Genomic DNA, 13,741 nt, shown 5'->3' on the forward strand with positions numbered 1-13,741 from the left:
GGGCTGCCAACCGTTCGGACACGGGGGTATTCCTGCCATCGGACGTTCGTCCGCTCTCGGGCAGGGGGAGGCCGTCCCCCTGCCCCCCGGGGGGGCTCGGGTGACCCGCCCGCCTGGGGGGATGCCGCTGGGAATGCCCCCATTACCTTCCGCCGGTTCGTTTCTCCAGGGCCCCTCCGGCCGGGAGGGACGGTGGGGAGAGCACATGCACCGAGCGTCTGGAGTACACGCCAACCGTCTGTGGAAGGGCCTCATGCCCACCGCGCTGCTGGCGCTGGCCGTGGGATGTGGAGGAGCGGAGACGGGCACCCCTGGGGACGACTCGGGGCAGCCTCCCGTCCAGACGACCGGGCCGGAGACGCCGGCACCCGGTACCGGGCCGAGCGCGGGGACCCCGGGGTCGTCCGCCCCGAAGCCTGAGAAGGGGGCGCCCGCCCCCGGGGACTCCGGGCCCCCCTCGCGGTCCTGGTTCCACCGGCTCGGCGGACCGCAGGACGACCTCGGGACGGCGCTGGCCGTGGCGCGCACGGGGGACATCTCCGTGGTGTGGCTCTCCACGCCGCGCGAGGACGATGACCGCGAGTCCGTGCCCGGCCAGCGGCGCGGCCTCTCGGTGGCGAAGTACGGACCGGATGGGACGGAGCGGTGGACGCGCGACTACTCGCGGATGCGCGTGGCCTCGCCGCTCGTGGGGTCCTCGCCCTCGGGAGAGGTCTTCCTCACCGGCAATGCCTTCCTGTACCCGTTGGACTTCGGCCTGGGCGAGGCCAACGACGGCTTCCTGGTGAAGTTCTCCGAGTCGGGCGAGCCCCTGTGGCAGCGGCGCGTGGGGCAGAAGGTGTACGGGCTGGCGGCGGACGGCGAGGGCGGCGTGCTCGTCGCGGCCGAGGAGTGGACGCCCGAGGGCCATGTCCCGGTGCTCGCCCACCATGATGCTCAGGGGACCTACCTCTGGACGCGGCAGCTGGACGTGGTGGCCGACGGGACGGAGCTGTTCGCGCTGGGGCATCTGCCCTCGGGCCGGGCGCTGCTCGCGGGGCGGCTCGTGGGCACGCTCCGGGTGGATGGCCGGACCTTCGGGGCCGAGGGGAGCCAGGGCCTGGTGCTGCTGGCCTTCGAGCCGGATGGGCGCCTCGCGTGGGGCCGGGAGTTGCGGGGAGTGGATGGCCGCGTCACCGGACTGAAGCCGGGCCCGGACGAGAGCGTGGCGCTGGTGGGCGAGTTCCGCGGCACCCTCGCGTGGGGAGGGACGACGCTCACCGGCCCCGGGGCCTTCGTCCTCGCCGCGGGTCCGGAGGGGGCCGAGCGCTGGGCACAGCCGCTCGCGTGCGGCGCGAACCCGGCGTCGCCCGCGGTGACGGTGGATGACGAGGGCGGGGTGGTGGCGGCCTGCGGCGGCGTGCTGAGCCTGTACGAGCCGGAGGGCGCGCAGCGCGACCAGCGCACGCTGTCCCCCGGCGAGTGCCCCGAGAGCAGCTGCCCGGTGACGAGCACCGCGCTGGGCTTCGTCCCGGGCCAGGGGCTCACGCTCGCGGGCTACCAGCGGCACGGGGGCGCACAGGCGGAGAACGCGTGGGACCAGGAGGCCTTCCTGCGGCTCCTCGTGCCTTGAGCCGCCTCGAGGACTTCTGATTCCTCGGAAAGTTGGAACAACCTCCGGGGTCTCCGATCCGAGGACCCTCCGGGCACGTCGCCTTCCGTTGGGGGCGGAGTCCGGGGAAGACCCATGTGCGCCCTTGTATGGCGCGCCGGGCAAGCAGGAGGGCGGAGGAGCGCGGAAAGACTTGAGCGGGAGGGAGGGACCCGCGACAGTCGGAGTCATGGATCAGGATCGGCGCACGACGGATCGCAAGGCCGTGGGCCTGCTGGTGAAGCTCAAGCACACGGACATCAGCAGCTTCGTCGAGGAGTTCGCCGTCAACATCAGCCCCGGGGGCATGTTCATCCGCTCGCGCGAGCCGCAGCCGGTGGGCACGCCCGTGAAGTTCGAGGTGCGCATCGCCGAGGGCGTGCGGGTGATGAGGGGCGCGGCGGTGGTGCGGTGGGTGCGTCCGCCCGAGGATCTGTCCGGGCCTCCGGGGATGGGCATCCAGTTCACGGAGTTGGATCCGGCCTCGCAGGCGCTCGTGGACCGGATGCTGCAGCGCAAGGGCGAGGTGCAGCAGGTACCACGGACGCCGGCCAGGACGCCGCCGCCGGTGGTCGCCCCGCCGGTGGCGCCCGTGAGGCCGCCGGCCGCGGCGCCGGTGGTGCCTCCGGTGTCGGGGATTCCGTCCGTGGCGCCGGTCACCCCGGGCATGCCCCGGCCCGTCTCCGCGGCCCGGCCGGTCGAGCCCCCCGCGCCTCCGCCTCCGCCGCCGATCACCGCCGTCGACATCCCCATCGACGAGCTCGTCTTCAGCACGCCGCCTCCGCCCGCCGCGGCGCCCGCGCCCGCCGCGAAGCCGCCCGCGCGCCCGGTCGGAGGGGGGCAGGAGTTCGACTGGGATCTCTCGGCGGCGGCCATGCCCGGGCCCACGCCGCAACCGGCCCCTCCCACGCCGCAGCCGGTGCCCCCCGCCCAGCGCGGGAGCGCGGTGGAGCTCGAGCTGGAGGCCTCCGACGACGACGAGCCGCTCGAGTTCGCCAGGCCGGTGGCGGGGCAGCCCATGCGCAGGCCTCCGGCGAAGAAGCCCGTTGCGCCCGCCGCGCCTGCCCCGGCAGCCCGTCCCGCGACGCCGGCCGCCGCTCCGGCACCGGCGGCCGCCGCTCCGGCACCGGCGCCGGCCGCGGCGAGGCCAGCCGCGCTGCCTCCCGAGCCCAAGAGCTCGCCGGGCCAGGTGCGCACCGTCTTCCTCACGCCGCCCACGAGCATCGAGGGCAAGGGCCCGGTGATCGGCATCGATCTGGGCACCACCAACTCGTGCGTGGCGGTGGTGACGAACAACAAGCCGACGGTGCTGCGCTCGCGCGAGGGCTACAACACGATTCCCTCGGTGGTGTCGCTCACGACGCAGGGCAAGCTGCTGGTGAGCCACCGGGCGAAGAGCCAGGTGCTGCTGCGTCCGGACCAGACCATCTACGGCGCGAAGCGTCTGGTGGGGCGGCCCTTCGACAGCGCGGTGGTGAACCAGGTGCGCGAGCGCTTCCACTACGAGATCGTCCCCGACGCGCGAGGCCGGGCGGCGGTGCGGATGGGGGACAACGTACTGTCGCTGGAGGAGGTGCAGGGCATCATCCTGCGCGAGTGCAAGGAATTGGCGGAGCAGCACCTGGGGCAGAAGGTGGAGCGGGCGGTGGTGACGGTGCCGGCGTACTACTCGGAGCCGCAGCGCGAGGCGGTGAGGCGGGCGGGGTGGATGGCGGGGCTGAAGGTGGAGCGCATCCTGAACGAGCCGACGTCGGCGGCGCTGGCGTACGGGCTGAACCGGGACATGGCGAAGAAGGTGCTCGTCTACGACCTGGGAGGCGGCACGTTCGACGCGACGATCCTGCGCATCGACGGGAACGTGTTCGAGGTGCTGTCCACGGGAGGCGACATCTTCCTGGGGGGAATGGACTTCGACACCCTCCTGGTGGACCTGTTGCTGGAGCGCTTCCAGCAGCAGGAGAAGGTGGCGTTCCAGGGGGACCGGATTGCCTTGTCGCGGGTGACGGACGCGGCGGAGCGGGCGAAGGTGGCGTTGTCGGAGAGCAGCACGTACGAGGTGCACATCCCGATGCTGATGATGGGCGAGGGGGGTCAGCCGCACGACCTGCACGTGACGCTCACGCGCGCGGAGATGGAGAGGGTGTGCATGCCGCTGGTGATGCGCACGCTGGACGTGGTGCGGGACGTATTGCTGGACGCGAAGCTGCGGCCCGGGGAGATCGACGACATCCTGCTGGTGGGAGGACAGAGCCGGATGCCGCTGGTGCGGGAGAAGCTGAAGGAAGTCTTCGGCAAACCGCCGCATGCGGGGGTGAACACGGACGAGGCGGTGGCATTGGGAGCGGCGCTGTACTCGAGCGCGGTGGACAAGGTGAGCAGCGTGGTGCTCATCGACGTGCTGCCGATGACGATTGGCGTGGCGATGCCGGGAGGAGGGTTCACGCGGGTCATCGAGAGGAACACGCCGCTGCCGGCGCAGCGCTCGTTCGCGATCTCCACGACGAGGGACAACGAAGAGGTGATGGAGCTGTCCATCTTCCAGGGAGAGGACAACCACATCTCGGCGAACGAGTACCTGGGGACGGTGAGGCTGGAGGGCCTGCCGAAGGGCCCGAAGGGCTCCGTCCGGGTGGCGGTGACGCTGCGGCTGGATTCGGAGTGCGTGCTGCACGTGAACGCGCTGGAGTACTCGACGCGCAAGGAGATGAAGGCGACGTTGGCGACGCGCTACACGCCGGAGGAGCTGAGGCAGAGGCTGAACGTGGCCTCGGACGCGGCGAGGGCGGCGGAGGAGCGTCGAGGACAGGACCTGAAGGAGCGCTCGGGGCGTTTCTGGGGTTTCCTGAAGAAGGTGGTGGGAAAGGCCTGAGCCCAACAACCCCCAACAACAACAACAACAACAACCCCTCTCCCTCTGGGAGAGGGACGGGGTGAGGGTATCGAGCATCCCGGGTTGAGCTACCCTGTGGTGCCATGGCCGCCAGCCCCCAGGATCCCATCTACGTCCAGGCGCTCATCTTCCTTGGAGCGGCGGTCGTCGCCGTGCCGCTCTTCCGCAGGCTGCGCTTGGGCTCCATCCTCGGCTACCTGGCGGCGGGGCTCGTCATCGGCCCCTTCGGGCTCGGACTCTTCTCCGACTCCACCTCGGTGATGCATGTCGCCGAGCTCGGCGTCGTGCTCTTCCTCTTCGTCATCGGGCTGGAGCTCAACCTCACGCGGCTGTGGGCCATGCGCCGCGACATCTTCGTGCTCGGCACGGCGCAGGTCGTCTTCACCGGCCTGCTGGCCATGCTCTACCCGCTTCTCGTGGTGGGGCGCTCGTGGCAGGCCTCGCTCGTGGCGGGGCTCGGGCTCGCGCTCTCGTCCACGGCGCTCGTCATGCAGCTGCTCGGAGAGCGCGGCGAGGCGCAACACCCCCATGGCCAGAAGGCGTTCGCCATCCTCCTGTTGCAGGATCTGGCCATCGTGCCGCTGCTCGCGCTCGTGGCGTTGCTCTCCCCGGTGAAGACGGCCGGGGGCGACCCGGTCTGGCTGTCCGGGGCGAAGATGCTGGGCGCCTTGGCGGTGGTGGTGCTCACGGGCCGCTACCTGCTCAGCCCCTTCTTCCGGGTGCTCGCGAGCGCGGGGGCCCATGAGGTGATGACGGCGGCCGCCCTACTCGTCGTCATCGCGGCGGCCACGCTGATGACGTACGTGGGGCTGTCCTCCGCGCTCGGCGCGTTCATCGCGGGCGTCCTGCTCGCCGAGTCGACCTACAGGCACGAGCTCGAGGCGGACCTCGAGCCCTTCCGGGGGCTGCTGCTCGGGCTCTTCTTCATCTCCGTCGGGATGACGGTGGACCTCCGGGTCATCGCGCATGCCTGGCCCCTGCTGCTCGGCGCGGTGGTGACGCTCACGGTCATCAAGACGTCGGTGGTATACGGGCTGATGCGGCTGTTGCGCAACGGGCACGAGGTGTCCATCCGCACCGCGCTGTACCTGGGGCAGGGCGGCGAGTTCGGCTTCGTCCTGTTCTCCACCGCGGTGGCCGCCGGGGTGATGGAGCAGGTGATTGCCACGCGGCTCGTCGCGGTCGTGACCCTCACCATGGCGCTCACGCCGCTGCTGGCCGCGCTCGCCCCGAGACTCGCACGTACGCGCGCGGCACCCGAGCGCGAGGAGCGCTTCGAGGACGTACACGGCTCGGTGCTCATCATTGGCTTCGGGCGGTTCGGGCAGATCGTCAGCCAGCTGCTGCTGCCCGAGGGGGTCGACGTCACCACCATCGACAACGACGTGGAGATGATCGAGGCGGCCGAGCGCTTTGGCTTCAAGGTCTACTATGGCGACGGCACGAGGCTGGACGTGTTGCGCGCGGCGGGTGCGGAGCGTGCGCGGCTCATCTGCGTGTGTGTGGAGCGCCAGGAGACCGCCAACCGCATCGTGGAGCTGTGTCGGACGTCATTCCCCTTCGCGCGGCTGTACGTGCGCGCGTACGACCGAGGGCATGCGCTGGAGCTGCTGGAGCAGGGCGCGCACTTCCAGATGCGCGAGACCTTCGAGAGCGCGATCGCCTTCGGGCGCGCGGCGCTGGAGGAGCTGGGGCTGTCGAGGGAGCGCGTGGCGGAGGTGGAGGAGGATATCCGCCGGCGCGATCGCGAGCGCTTCGCCCTGCAGCAGCAGCAGGGCCGGGACCCCTGGGTGGGCAGCGACAGGCTCTACACCCGTCCCGCCCCTCGCCCCGAGCCGTTCACGAGCCCTCAGCGTCAGGGCGTCGCGCTGAACCCGGACGCGCTGACAGAGGGTTCCACCAGGCAGGACGAGGAGGGGGGCGGAGACGACTAGCGCCCGCCCTCGGGGCCCTGTGGCGCCTCCCCGGGCCGCTGCGCGGAAGCGCGAGGCTCCTCCTGCTTCAACCCCTTCAGCTTCAGCTCCGCGCTCTTCCAGGGCCAATGGCCCTCCAACTCCACGGCGAGGGTGAAGCTCAGGAAGGTGCGGATGAGCACGATGAGCCCGAGCACGAGCACGCCCTGGAGCGTGGGCTCCTCGCTGACGGTGCGGATGATGTCGGCGGCGACGAGCAGCTCCAGCCCGAGCAGGATGGAGCGGCCGACCTTCTCTCGGAAGTGGCGGAAGAGGCTCTCACGGGTCTCTCGGCGCAGGCGCAGCGGCACCGAGACCGCCGAGAAGACGGTGCCCACCACCATGACGGCCACGCCGGCGCCCTCGAAGAGGCGCGCGGCCATCGACACCCATTCCGCGAAGGCCATGGCCTCTCTCAATCGTAGCTCTCGGTGCCGGGAGGGCAGGAGGGCTCCTCGCCCATGAGCGAGCGCAGCGTGTTCTTGAGCTTCATGCTCTGCACGAACAGGTCTGCATGGGGTAACCCATCTGCGTGAGCGAGCCCACCGGCAGTCCCAGGGCCTTGCGGGCCAGGAGCACACCCGCGATGAACGTGCTGGAGACAGCGCCCATGTCGGGCAGCAGGACCGCGAGCTTCCCTCTTGGCGGGCGGATCGTGTCTGGTCGTTTCATCTGTCCCTCGCTACCCCATGTGCTCGCCTAAGGCTTAAGTACTCCTTGGACGTACAGCCACTTGCCCTCTCGACCAATGGCTCAACTCCACTGTGCTGTCCGTGGGTCGATGCGACCGTGGGGGTGTCGAGCGTCCGACGACGACCAGGTTGTGTATCCAGAGACGCCTTGGAAAGTCCCGCGGTGCTGCTCACCCTGCGCGGAAGTTCTGCCTGCCGAGGTGCCGATGGCTCCAGCGGAGATGACGACCGAGCAGCTCGAGCAGCGGGTGCGCTCGTTGATTGAAGAGGTGGTTCCACTTCGAGGACCACCGGCTGGAGTCCGCGGTGGCGTGGCTCGAGAAGCTGGGCGTGAAGAAGCTGCGCACGGGCTTGAGCTGGGCGGATAGCCACCGGCCCAACTACGAGGCCTGGTTCGACCGGCAGATGAGCCTGCTCGAGGACTTCGACGTGACGCTGACGTACTGCTTCACCCCGGGGTCGTGCGGCATCAATGAGCACCACACGAGCCCGCCCCGGAACATCGAGGAGTTCGCCGCCTTCTGCGCGCGCATGACGCGCCGCTACGCGAAGTAGGCCCTTCACACCTCGAAGGGGCGCGCGGGGGCGTCGAGGTGGTCGCGGAGCAGCGGGGTGTAGCGCTCCGCGGCCCGGCGCAACCGCGCGGCCTCCGCCGGGACGAGCGCCTCCAGCGCCGAGGCCGCCATCACGTGGTGGCCCACCTGGAAGGCCAGGTAGCACGGCCGGTAGAAGTCCAATAGCCGGGGGCTGACGGCGCGGCCGCTCGCGCGCGCCACGTACTCGGCGAGGATGTCCTGCTCGGCCGCGTCCAGCCCGAGCTCCACGGCGGCGCCCACCACGTCCCAGGCCACGTCCTGACAGCCGACCAGGTCATGAGCGTCGTGATGGTCCACCGCGTCCGCCTTGAGGAGCCGTCCGTCCGTGAGGACGAGCCACTCCCAGGCCTGGAGCTTGTTGTCCGTCTCCACCGGGCGCACCTCGGCGGAGAGCCGGTCGAGGCGCGAGGCCCAGACGTCGAGCGCTCCGGCGTACCCGTCACCCAGCACCCGCGCGGTGTTGTAGCGCGCCATCTCCAGCAGCTTCGCGAGGGAGGCGCCTCGTCCGGGCTCCGCGAGGAACCGGCGGGCACGGAAGCCGAGGTAGGCGCCCACGCGCGTCATCAGCTCCGCGCGATCCATCCCCCGTGACATCGGAAGGGGCCGGGCGCCCTCGAGCCACCGCTGGACGAGGAAGCCGTGCCGCAGCCCCTCGACGGGAGGCGCGAGGCTGGCGTCCGCGAGCTGGCGCGCACGTGCCAGGCGCCGCTCGCCATGGGCCCCGAGGCCGGCGAACTTGAGCAGGAACGTGCCGCGCTCGGCCAGGACGAGGTACTTGCGCCGCTCCTGCTGGATGTGGACCGCGGGCCAGTTCCGCTCGTCGGGGAAGACCTTGTGACGCCAGCCGCCGCCGCCCACGTCCACGATCGGGCCGTAGGCGGAGCCGGTGAGATCCTCGACCCAGGAGAGGAGGGGCTCCGGGTCGAAGTCGGCCGTGTACCGGCGTGCCTGGGCCCAGCGCGTCCGGTGGCGCTCGCTGGCCGCGGGCTCGAGCTCTCCCGCGTGACTCGGGAAGAAGAGCAGGCGCTCCCGGGGGACACCGTGGTCCTCCAGGAAGTCCGCCACCGCTCCGAACGAGCTGCCCGACATCCCGGGTCCCTCGTCCACGATGGCGACGTGCGCCTCGCTCGCGCGGGCCAGGAGCTCGCGCTCGAATTCGGGCGAGAGGTTGAGGGTGCGCTGGAAGGGGTGGCCTCCGGGCCGGACGGTGAGGGGAGGAACCGGGGAGTCCGCCGCGGCCGCGACCACGCACGCCAGACTCGTTCCGATGCTGCGGATGCCAATCACCAGAGGCGGGCGCGGCAGGGATTGGAGCGCGCTCGCGGCCTCCAGGTACAGCTCCGGGTAGAGCGCGTAGTAGGCGTAGCCCTCGGGGACCTTGACGGTCACCCGCTCCGGGAGCGCCTGGCTCTCGAGCGTGGCGAGCACCTCGTGGGGCACGGGGGTGTAGCGCGAGAAGCCGCTCCGGTAGGAGTCCCGGACAGCGCGCGCCAGGGCCATGGGGAGCGCGAGACATGCCTCGTGAAGGGGACTGAGCGTGTCCTGGTGCCGCTCGGCGAAGTCCGCGTCGAGCACGCCCTGCGCGAGCTCTCCCGCTTCGATGAGCAGGCCCACCAGTGCCGCATGGCGACCGAGCCCCGGGGGCATGACGCCTACCTGGAGCAGGCGTTCACGAAGCGACGCGAGCACCTCGGCTGGCCTTACTTCGCGCGCATGGTCTCCATAGACGAGCATTGGAGTCGTCTCCCCCTTGACGGAAGAAGATAGGGGGCCTCACCTCCGGAGGGAGGCTGTGTCCTGAGGAGCGCACTCCGAGGCACCGGGCGCTCGCATGGCCGCCCGCCTTGGGCAGACTGCCGCCGGGATTCACTGTCCTCGGGGGATGTCATGTCCTTTCGCTCGCTGGCGCCGCTGGAGGCCCTGCCCTGATGCCCGCCGTCAGACGACCGGGCCCGCGTCCACGCGCGTGTTGGACGTACGCGGGGGGTCCGAGTGCTCGGTCAGCCGGCGGAAGTACGCGATGGTCTCCCGGAGACCGTCCTCGAGTGCCACCCGGGGCTCCCAGCCGAGCAGCTGGCGCGCCCGGGTGATGTCCGGCTGGCGCTGCTTGGGATCGTCCTTGGGCAGCGGCTGGAAGGTGATGCGGCTGCCTCCGCCCATGGCCGCGCGCACCGCCTCGGCGAACTGGAGGATGGTCATCTCGCGCGGGTTGCCGATGTTGACGGGCTCCTCCACGTCCGACACCGCCAGGCGCACGATGCCGTCGATGAGATCCGACACGTAGCAGAACGAGCGAGTCTGGCTCCCATCTCCGAAGACGGTGAAGTCCTCGCCCCGGAGCGCCTGCCCCACGAAGGCGGGCACCACGCGCCCATCGTTGAGGCGCATGCGGGGACCGTAGGTGTTGAAGATGCGGACGATGCGGGTGCGGACCTCGTGCGCGCGCCGGTACGCCGCCACGATGGCCTCTCCGTAGCGCTTGGCCTCGTCGTAGCAGGAGCGCGGGCCAATGGGATTCACGTTGCCCCAGTACTCCTCGCGCTGCGGGTGCACCAGCGGGTCTCCGTAGATCTCCGACGTGGAGGCCTGGAGGAACACCGCGCCCTTGTTCTGGGCCAGCCGGAGGCCATTCTCGGTGCCGATGGAGCCCACCCGCAGCGTCTCGATGGGCAGCTGCGCGTAGTCGATGGGCGAGGCCGGTGAGGCCATGTTGAAGACGAAGTCCACCGGACCCTCGAAGGCGAACGGCTCGGTGATGTCGTGGTGCAGCGATACGAAGCGCCCGTCCTTGCGCGGCTCGACGAGATTGCGTGCGTCACCCGTGATGAAGTTGTCGACGCTCACCACCTCCGATGCGCCGTCGGCGAGCAATCGCTCGCAGAGATGTGAGCCCAGGAAGCCCGCTCCGCCCAGGACGATGATCCGCTTGCCGTGGATTCGGTTCATTCCTGGAGCTTGCGGCCAGGGCTGGAGCCGGGGGGAGCGGCCATCGCCGGCCCACGGGCCATGCGTTTTGTCCCCGACGCGTCAGGCGCCAGCCACGTCCGCCAGCAAGCAGCGGGGCCGTTCTCCGGTGCACGTCTCTCTCTCGGCGTCGGCTTGCCTGCTCGCGATGGACCCTGAACTCCAGTTCTAGGACCGGCGTTCTACGACTCACGCACGTGAGCGAGAGCACTCCGCGACAAGTGCGATGGATCCATCGGGCCCGGGGTACCGCCAGGCATCAGGGTGCTTACCCTTCCCGCGGAAAGACGGGGCCGTTCCACATCGGCTGGCCCCCTGACCTTCACAAACCAGAGACGCGCGTGGCGCGGCGGTTGCTGGGAGGGAATCATGAGGCGCAAGCAGGTACTCATCACCGGAGGCGCGGGCTTCATCGGTTCGCATCTGGAGGATGGGATGCAGCAGCGTGACTTCGTCAACGTGCACGACGTGGCGCGCGCCTGCCGCCTGGCCATGGAGGTCGAGGACGCGGCCGGGCATGTGCTCAACATCGGCAGCGGCCGCTCCGTCAAAGTGATGGGCAAGCCACACATCCGGCCAGCGGTGACGGGCAAATACCGTATGGGCGACATCCGTCATTGCTTCGCCGACATCACGTTGGCTCGCGAGGTGCTGGGATACGAGCCTCGGGTCGAGTTCCAGCGGGGGCTGGCGGAATGGCTGAAGGCGGAGCTCGAGGCGCGAGGGCTGACCGTATGAGCAAGACACGATCCCGGAGGAACGGTCACGACAAGCCGGTGGTCATCTTCGGTGGGGCGGGCTTCATCGGCTCCAACGTGGCGGACCAGTTCCTGAGCGAAGGCCGGCTGGTGCGGGTGTTCGACAACGTGTCGCGCGCTGGCGTGGTGCGCAACCTGCGCTGGCTCAAGGAGCGCCACGGGTCGCTGCTCAACGTGGTGGTGGCGGACATCCGCGACGAGGTGGCGGTGCGGGGCGCCGTGCGCGACGCGGGGGAGGTGTTCCACTTCGCGGCTCAGGTGGCGGGGACCACCAGCCCCGAGGGCCCGGTGCACGACTTCGAGGTCAACGCACGCGGCACCCTCAATGTGCTCGAGGCCCTGCGGGCCATGGCCGAGCCCGCGCCGCTGATCTTCACCTCCACCAACAAGGTGTACGGCGGGTTGCCGGGACTGGAGCTCGTCCAGGATGGCCGCCGCTACGGGCCCAGGGACGAGGCGACGCGCGCCCACGGCATCAGCGAGCGCTGCCCGCTCGACTTCGAGAGCCCGTATGGCTGCTCCAAGGGTTGCGCGGACCAGTACGTGCTCGACTACGGGCACTCCTTCGGGCTGAAGACAGCGGTGTTCCGGATGAGCTGCATCTACGGCCCGCGGCAGTTTGGCACCGAGGAACAGGGTTGGGTGGCGCACTTCCTCATCCGCGCGCTCGAGGGCAAGCCGATCACCCTCTACGGCGACGGCATGCAGGTGCGCGACATCCTCTTCGTCGAGGACCTGGTGCGCGCCTTTCAGCTCGCGCAGGCCAACATCGACAAGCTCCGGGGGCAGGTCTTCAACATCGGCGGTGGCCCGGAGCGGACGGTGAGTCTGCTGGAGCTGCTCGACCTCATCGAGCAGCGCACCGGGCGGCGCCCCGAGGTCCGCTTCGAGGACTGGCGCACCGGAGACCAGCGCTACTACGTCTCCGATACCCGCAAGTTCCAGGAGGCCACCGGCTGGGCTCCGCGGGTGGACGTCGAGCAGGGCGTGACGCGGCTGCACGCGTGGTTGGAGACGCTGGCGGAGGAGCGCGCGAGTCATCCACCCATCAGAGGAGATGCGCTTGAAGCCTTCGCGGGCTAGCTCGAACGGTATGGCCGCGACACCGCCCGTGCGGCGGGTGTTGATGACCGCCGACACGGTGGGGGGCGTGTGGACGTACGCGCTCGAGCTGTGCCGGGCGCTCGCCGTGGACGGGGTGGAGGTGGCGCTCGCGACGATGGGAGCGCCGCTGTCCCCCGGGCAGTGGGCCTCGGCGCGGGAGGTGCCGGGGCTCTCCATCCACGAGAGCACCTACCGGCTCGAGTGGATGGACGACCCCTGGGAGGACGTCCGCGCCGCCGGCAAGTGGCTCCTCGAGCTGGAAGCGCGGCTGGAGCCCAACCTCATCCACCTCAATGGTTATTGTCACGGCGCGCTCCCGTGGCGGGCCCCGACCCTCATGGTGGCGCACTCGTGCGTCCTGTCGTGGTGGGAGGCCGTGAAGGGGGAGTCCGCCCCCAGCCGCTATGACCGATACCGCGAAGAGGTGAAGCGGGGCCTGCGCGCGGCGGGGTGCGTGGTGGCGCCCAGCGCGGCGATGCTCGCGGATGCCGAGCGGCTCCATGGTCCGTTCCGCGCGACGCGGGTGATCGCCAATGCACGGCGGGCGGAGTCCTTCCCGCCCGGGCCCAAGGAAGACTTCGTGCTCGCCGCGGGCCGCCTGTGGGACGAGGCCAAGAACCTGGCGGCACTGGAGAAGATCGCTCCGTGGCTGCCGTTCCCGGTGCGGATAGCCGGTGAGACGCACCACCCCGGAGGCGGTGACTCGGCGCGGACGTGTCAGGTGGAGTCGCTCGGGCGCCTCACGTCGGCGGAGCTCGCGGGCTGGATGTCCCGGGCTGGCGTCTACGCGCTGCCCGCTCGCTACGAGCCCTTCGGTCTGTCCATCCTGGAGGCCGCGCTCGCCGGGTGCGCGCTGGTGCTCGGAGACATCCCGAGCCTGCGCGAGGTGTGGGGCGATGCCGCGCTCTTCGTGGACCCGGACGACTCCCAGGGACTGCTCGCCGCGCTGCGGAACCTGATGGAGCACCCCGCCGAGCGCGAGCGCCAGGCCGCTCGGGCCCGAGAGCGGGCGCTCACCTTCACGCCCCGCCGCATGGCGGAGGCCTACCTGGAGCTCTACGTCAACGTGTTGGATCCGAAGCGCGCGCGCGAAGAGGGCTTCACGTACTTCGGCATCGGCCGCGGCCAGTCCTGAGGACCGGGTCCGGAGGGAGC

General features: G+C 70.6%; 11 protein-coding genes. 7 read left to right on the forward strand and 4 right to left on the reverse strand.

Annotated elements, in window-relative coordinates:
• Positions 1 to 205: 205 nt before the first annotated feature.
• The 3 genes from JRI60_RS06520 (at position 206) to JRI60_RS06530 (ending at position 6,454) form a co-directional block, all read left to right on the forward strand.
• Positions 206 to 1,612, forward strand: a complete 1,407-nt coding sequence (locus JRI60_RS06520; protein ID WP_204224990.1) for a hypothetical protein — start codon at positions 206 to 208, stop codon at positions 1,610 to 1,612.
• Between the two features lie 208 nt (positions 1,613 to 1,820).
• Positions 1,821 to 4,499 carry a TIGR02266 family protein gene (locus tag JRI60_RS06525; RefSeq protein ID WP_204224991.1) on the forward strand — a complete coding sequence of 893 codons (2,679 nt, stop codon included), beginning with the start codon at positions 1,821 to 1,823 and terminating at the stop codon, positions 4,497 to 4,499.
• A gap of 104 nt (positions 4,500 to 4,603) precedes the next feature.
• Positions 4,604 to 6,454 (forward strand): monovalent cation:proton antiporter-2 (CPA2) family protein, encoded by a 1,851-nt coding sequence (locus JRI60_RS06530; protein WP_204224992.1) that lies wholly within the window; start codon positions 4,604 to 4,606, stop codon positions 6,452 to 6,454.
• Here the strand turns inward: JRI60_RS06530 and JRI60_RS06535 are convergent.
• Both JRI60_RS06535 and JRI60_RS06540 read right to left on the reverse strand, forming a co-directional pair.
• A complete protein-coding gene (locus tag JRI60_RS06535) occupies positions 6,451 to 6,879 on the reverse strand; it encodes a DUF1622 domain-containing protein (RefSeq protein WP_204224993.1) in 429 nt (142 codons plus the stop codon). The genes JRI60_RS06530 and JRI60_RS06535 overlap by 4 nt on opposite strands.
• Before the next feature lie 82 nt (positions 6,880 to 6,961).
• Positions 6,962 to 7,144, reverse strand: coding sequence for a hypothetical protein (locus JRI60_RS06540; RefSeq protein ID WP_239470379.1), 183 nt, complete (start codon positions 7,142 to 7,144; stop codon positions 6,962 to 6,964).
• A gap of 281 nt (positions 7,145 to 7,425) precedes the next feature.
• On the opposite strand from JRI60_RS06540, the gene JRI60_RS06545 reads away from it, so the two are divergent.
• Positions 7,426 to 7,719: a hypothetical protein gene (locus JRI60_RS06545; protein ID WP_275439138.1), complete on the forward strand. Its 294-nt coding sequence runs from the start codon at positions 7,426 to 7,428 to the stop codon at positions 7,717 to 7,719.
• A 5-nt stretch (positions 7,720 to 7,724) separates the two neighbouring features.
• Here JRI60_RS06545 and JRI60_RS06550 read toward each other — a convergent pair whose 3' ends face one another.
• Entirely contained in the window at positions 7,725 to 9,494 is a 1,770-nt protein-coding gene (locus JRI60_RS06550) for a hypothetical protein (RefSeq protein WP_204224994.1), read from the reverse strand.
• Between the two features lie 204 nt (positions 9,495 to 9,698).
• Positions 9,699 to 10,706, reverse strand: coding sequence for a UDP-glucuronic acid decarboxylase family protein (locus JRI60_RS06555; protein WP_204224995.1), 1,008 nt, complete (start codon positions 10,704 to 10,706; stop codon positions 9,699 to 9,701).
• 387 nt (positions 10,707 to 11,093) lie between these two features.
• Here JRI60_RS06555 and JRI60_RS06560 point away from each other — a divergent pair, with 387 nt between their 5' ends.
• The 3 genes from JRI60_RS06560 to JRI60_RS06570 are packed head-to-tail and all read left to right on the forward strand — an operon-like array spanning position 11,094 to position 13,721.
• A complete protein-coding gene (locus JRI60_RS06560; protein ID WP_239470380.1) occupies positions 11,094 to 11,462 on the forward strand; it encodes an NAD-dependent epimerase/dehydratase family protein in 369 nt (122 codons plus the stop codon).
• On the forward strand, positions 11,459 to 12,565 hold the full coding sequence (locus JRI60_RS06565; RefSeq protein WP_204224996.1) for an NAD-dependent epimerase/dehydratase family protein: 1,107 nt from the start codon (positions 11,459 to 11,461) through the stop codon (positions 12,563 to 12,565). The genes JRI60_RS06560 and JRI60_RS06565 overlap by 4 nt, the downstream gene beginning before the upstream one ends.
• 10 nt (positions 12,566 to 12,575) lie before the next feature.
• Positions 12,576 to 13,721: a glycosyltransferase family 4 protein gene (locus tag JRI60_RS06570; protein ID WP_239470381.1), complete on the forward strand. Its 1,146-nt coding sequence runs from the start codon at positions 12,576 to 12,578 to the stop codon at positions 13,719 to 13,721.
• Positions 13,722 to 13,741 lie beyond the last annotated feature (20 nt).

Origin of the sequence: Archangium violaceum, assembly GCF_016887565.1 — a bacterium.
Classification (GTDB): domain Bacteria; phylum Myxococcota; class Myxococcia; order Myxococcales; family Myxococcaceae; genus Archangium; species Archangium violaceum_B.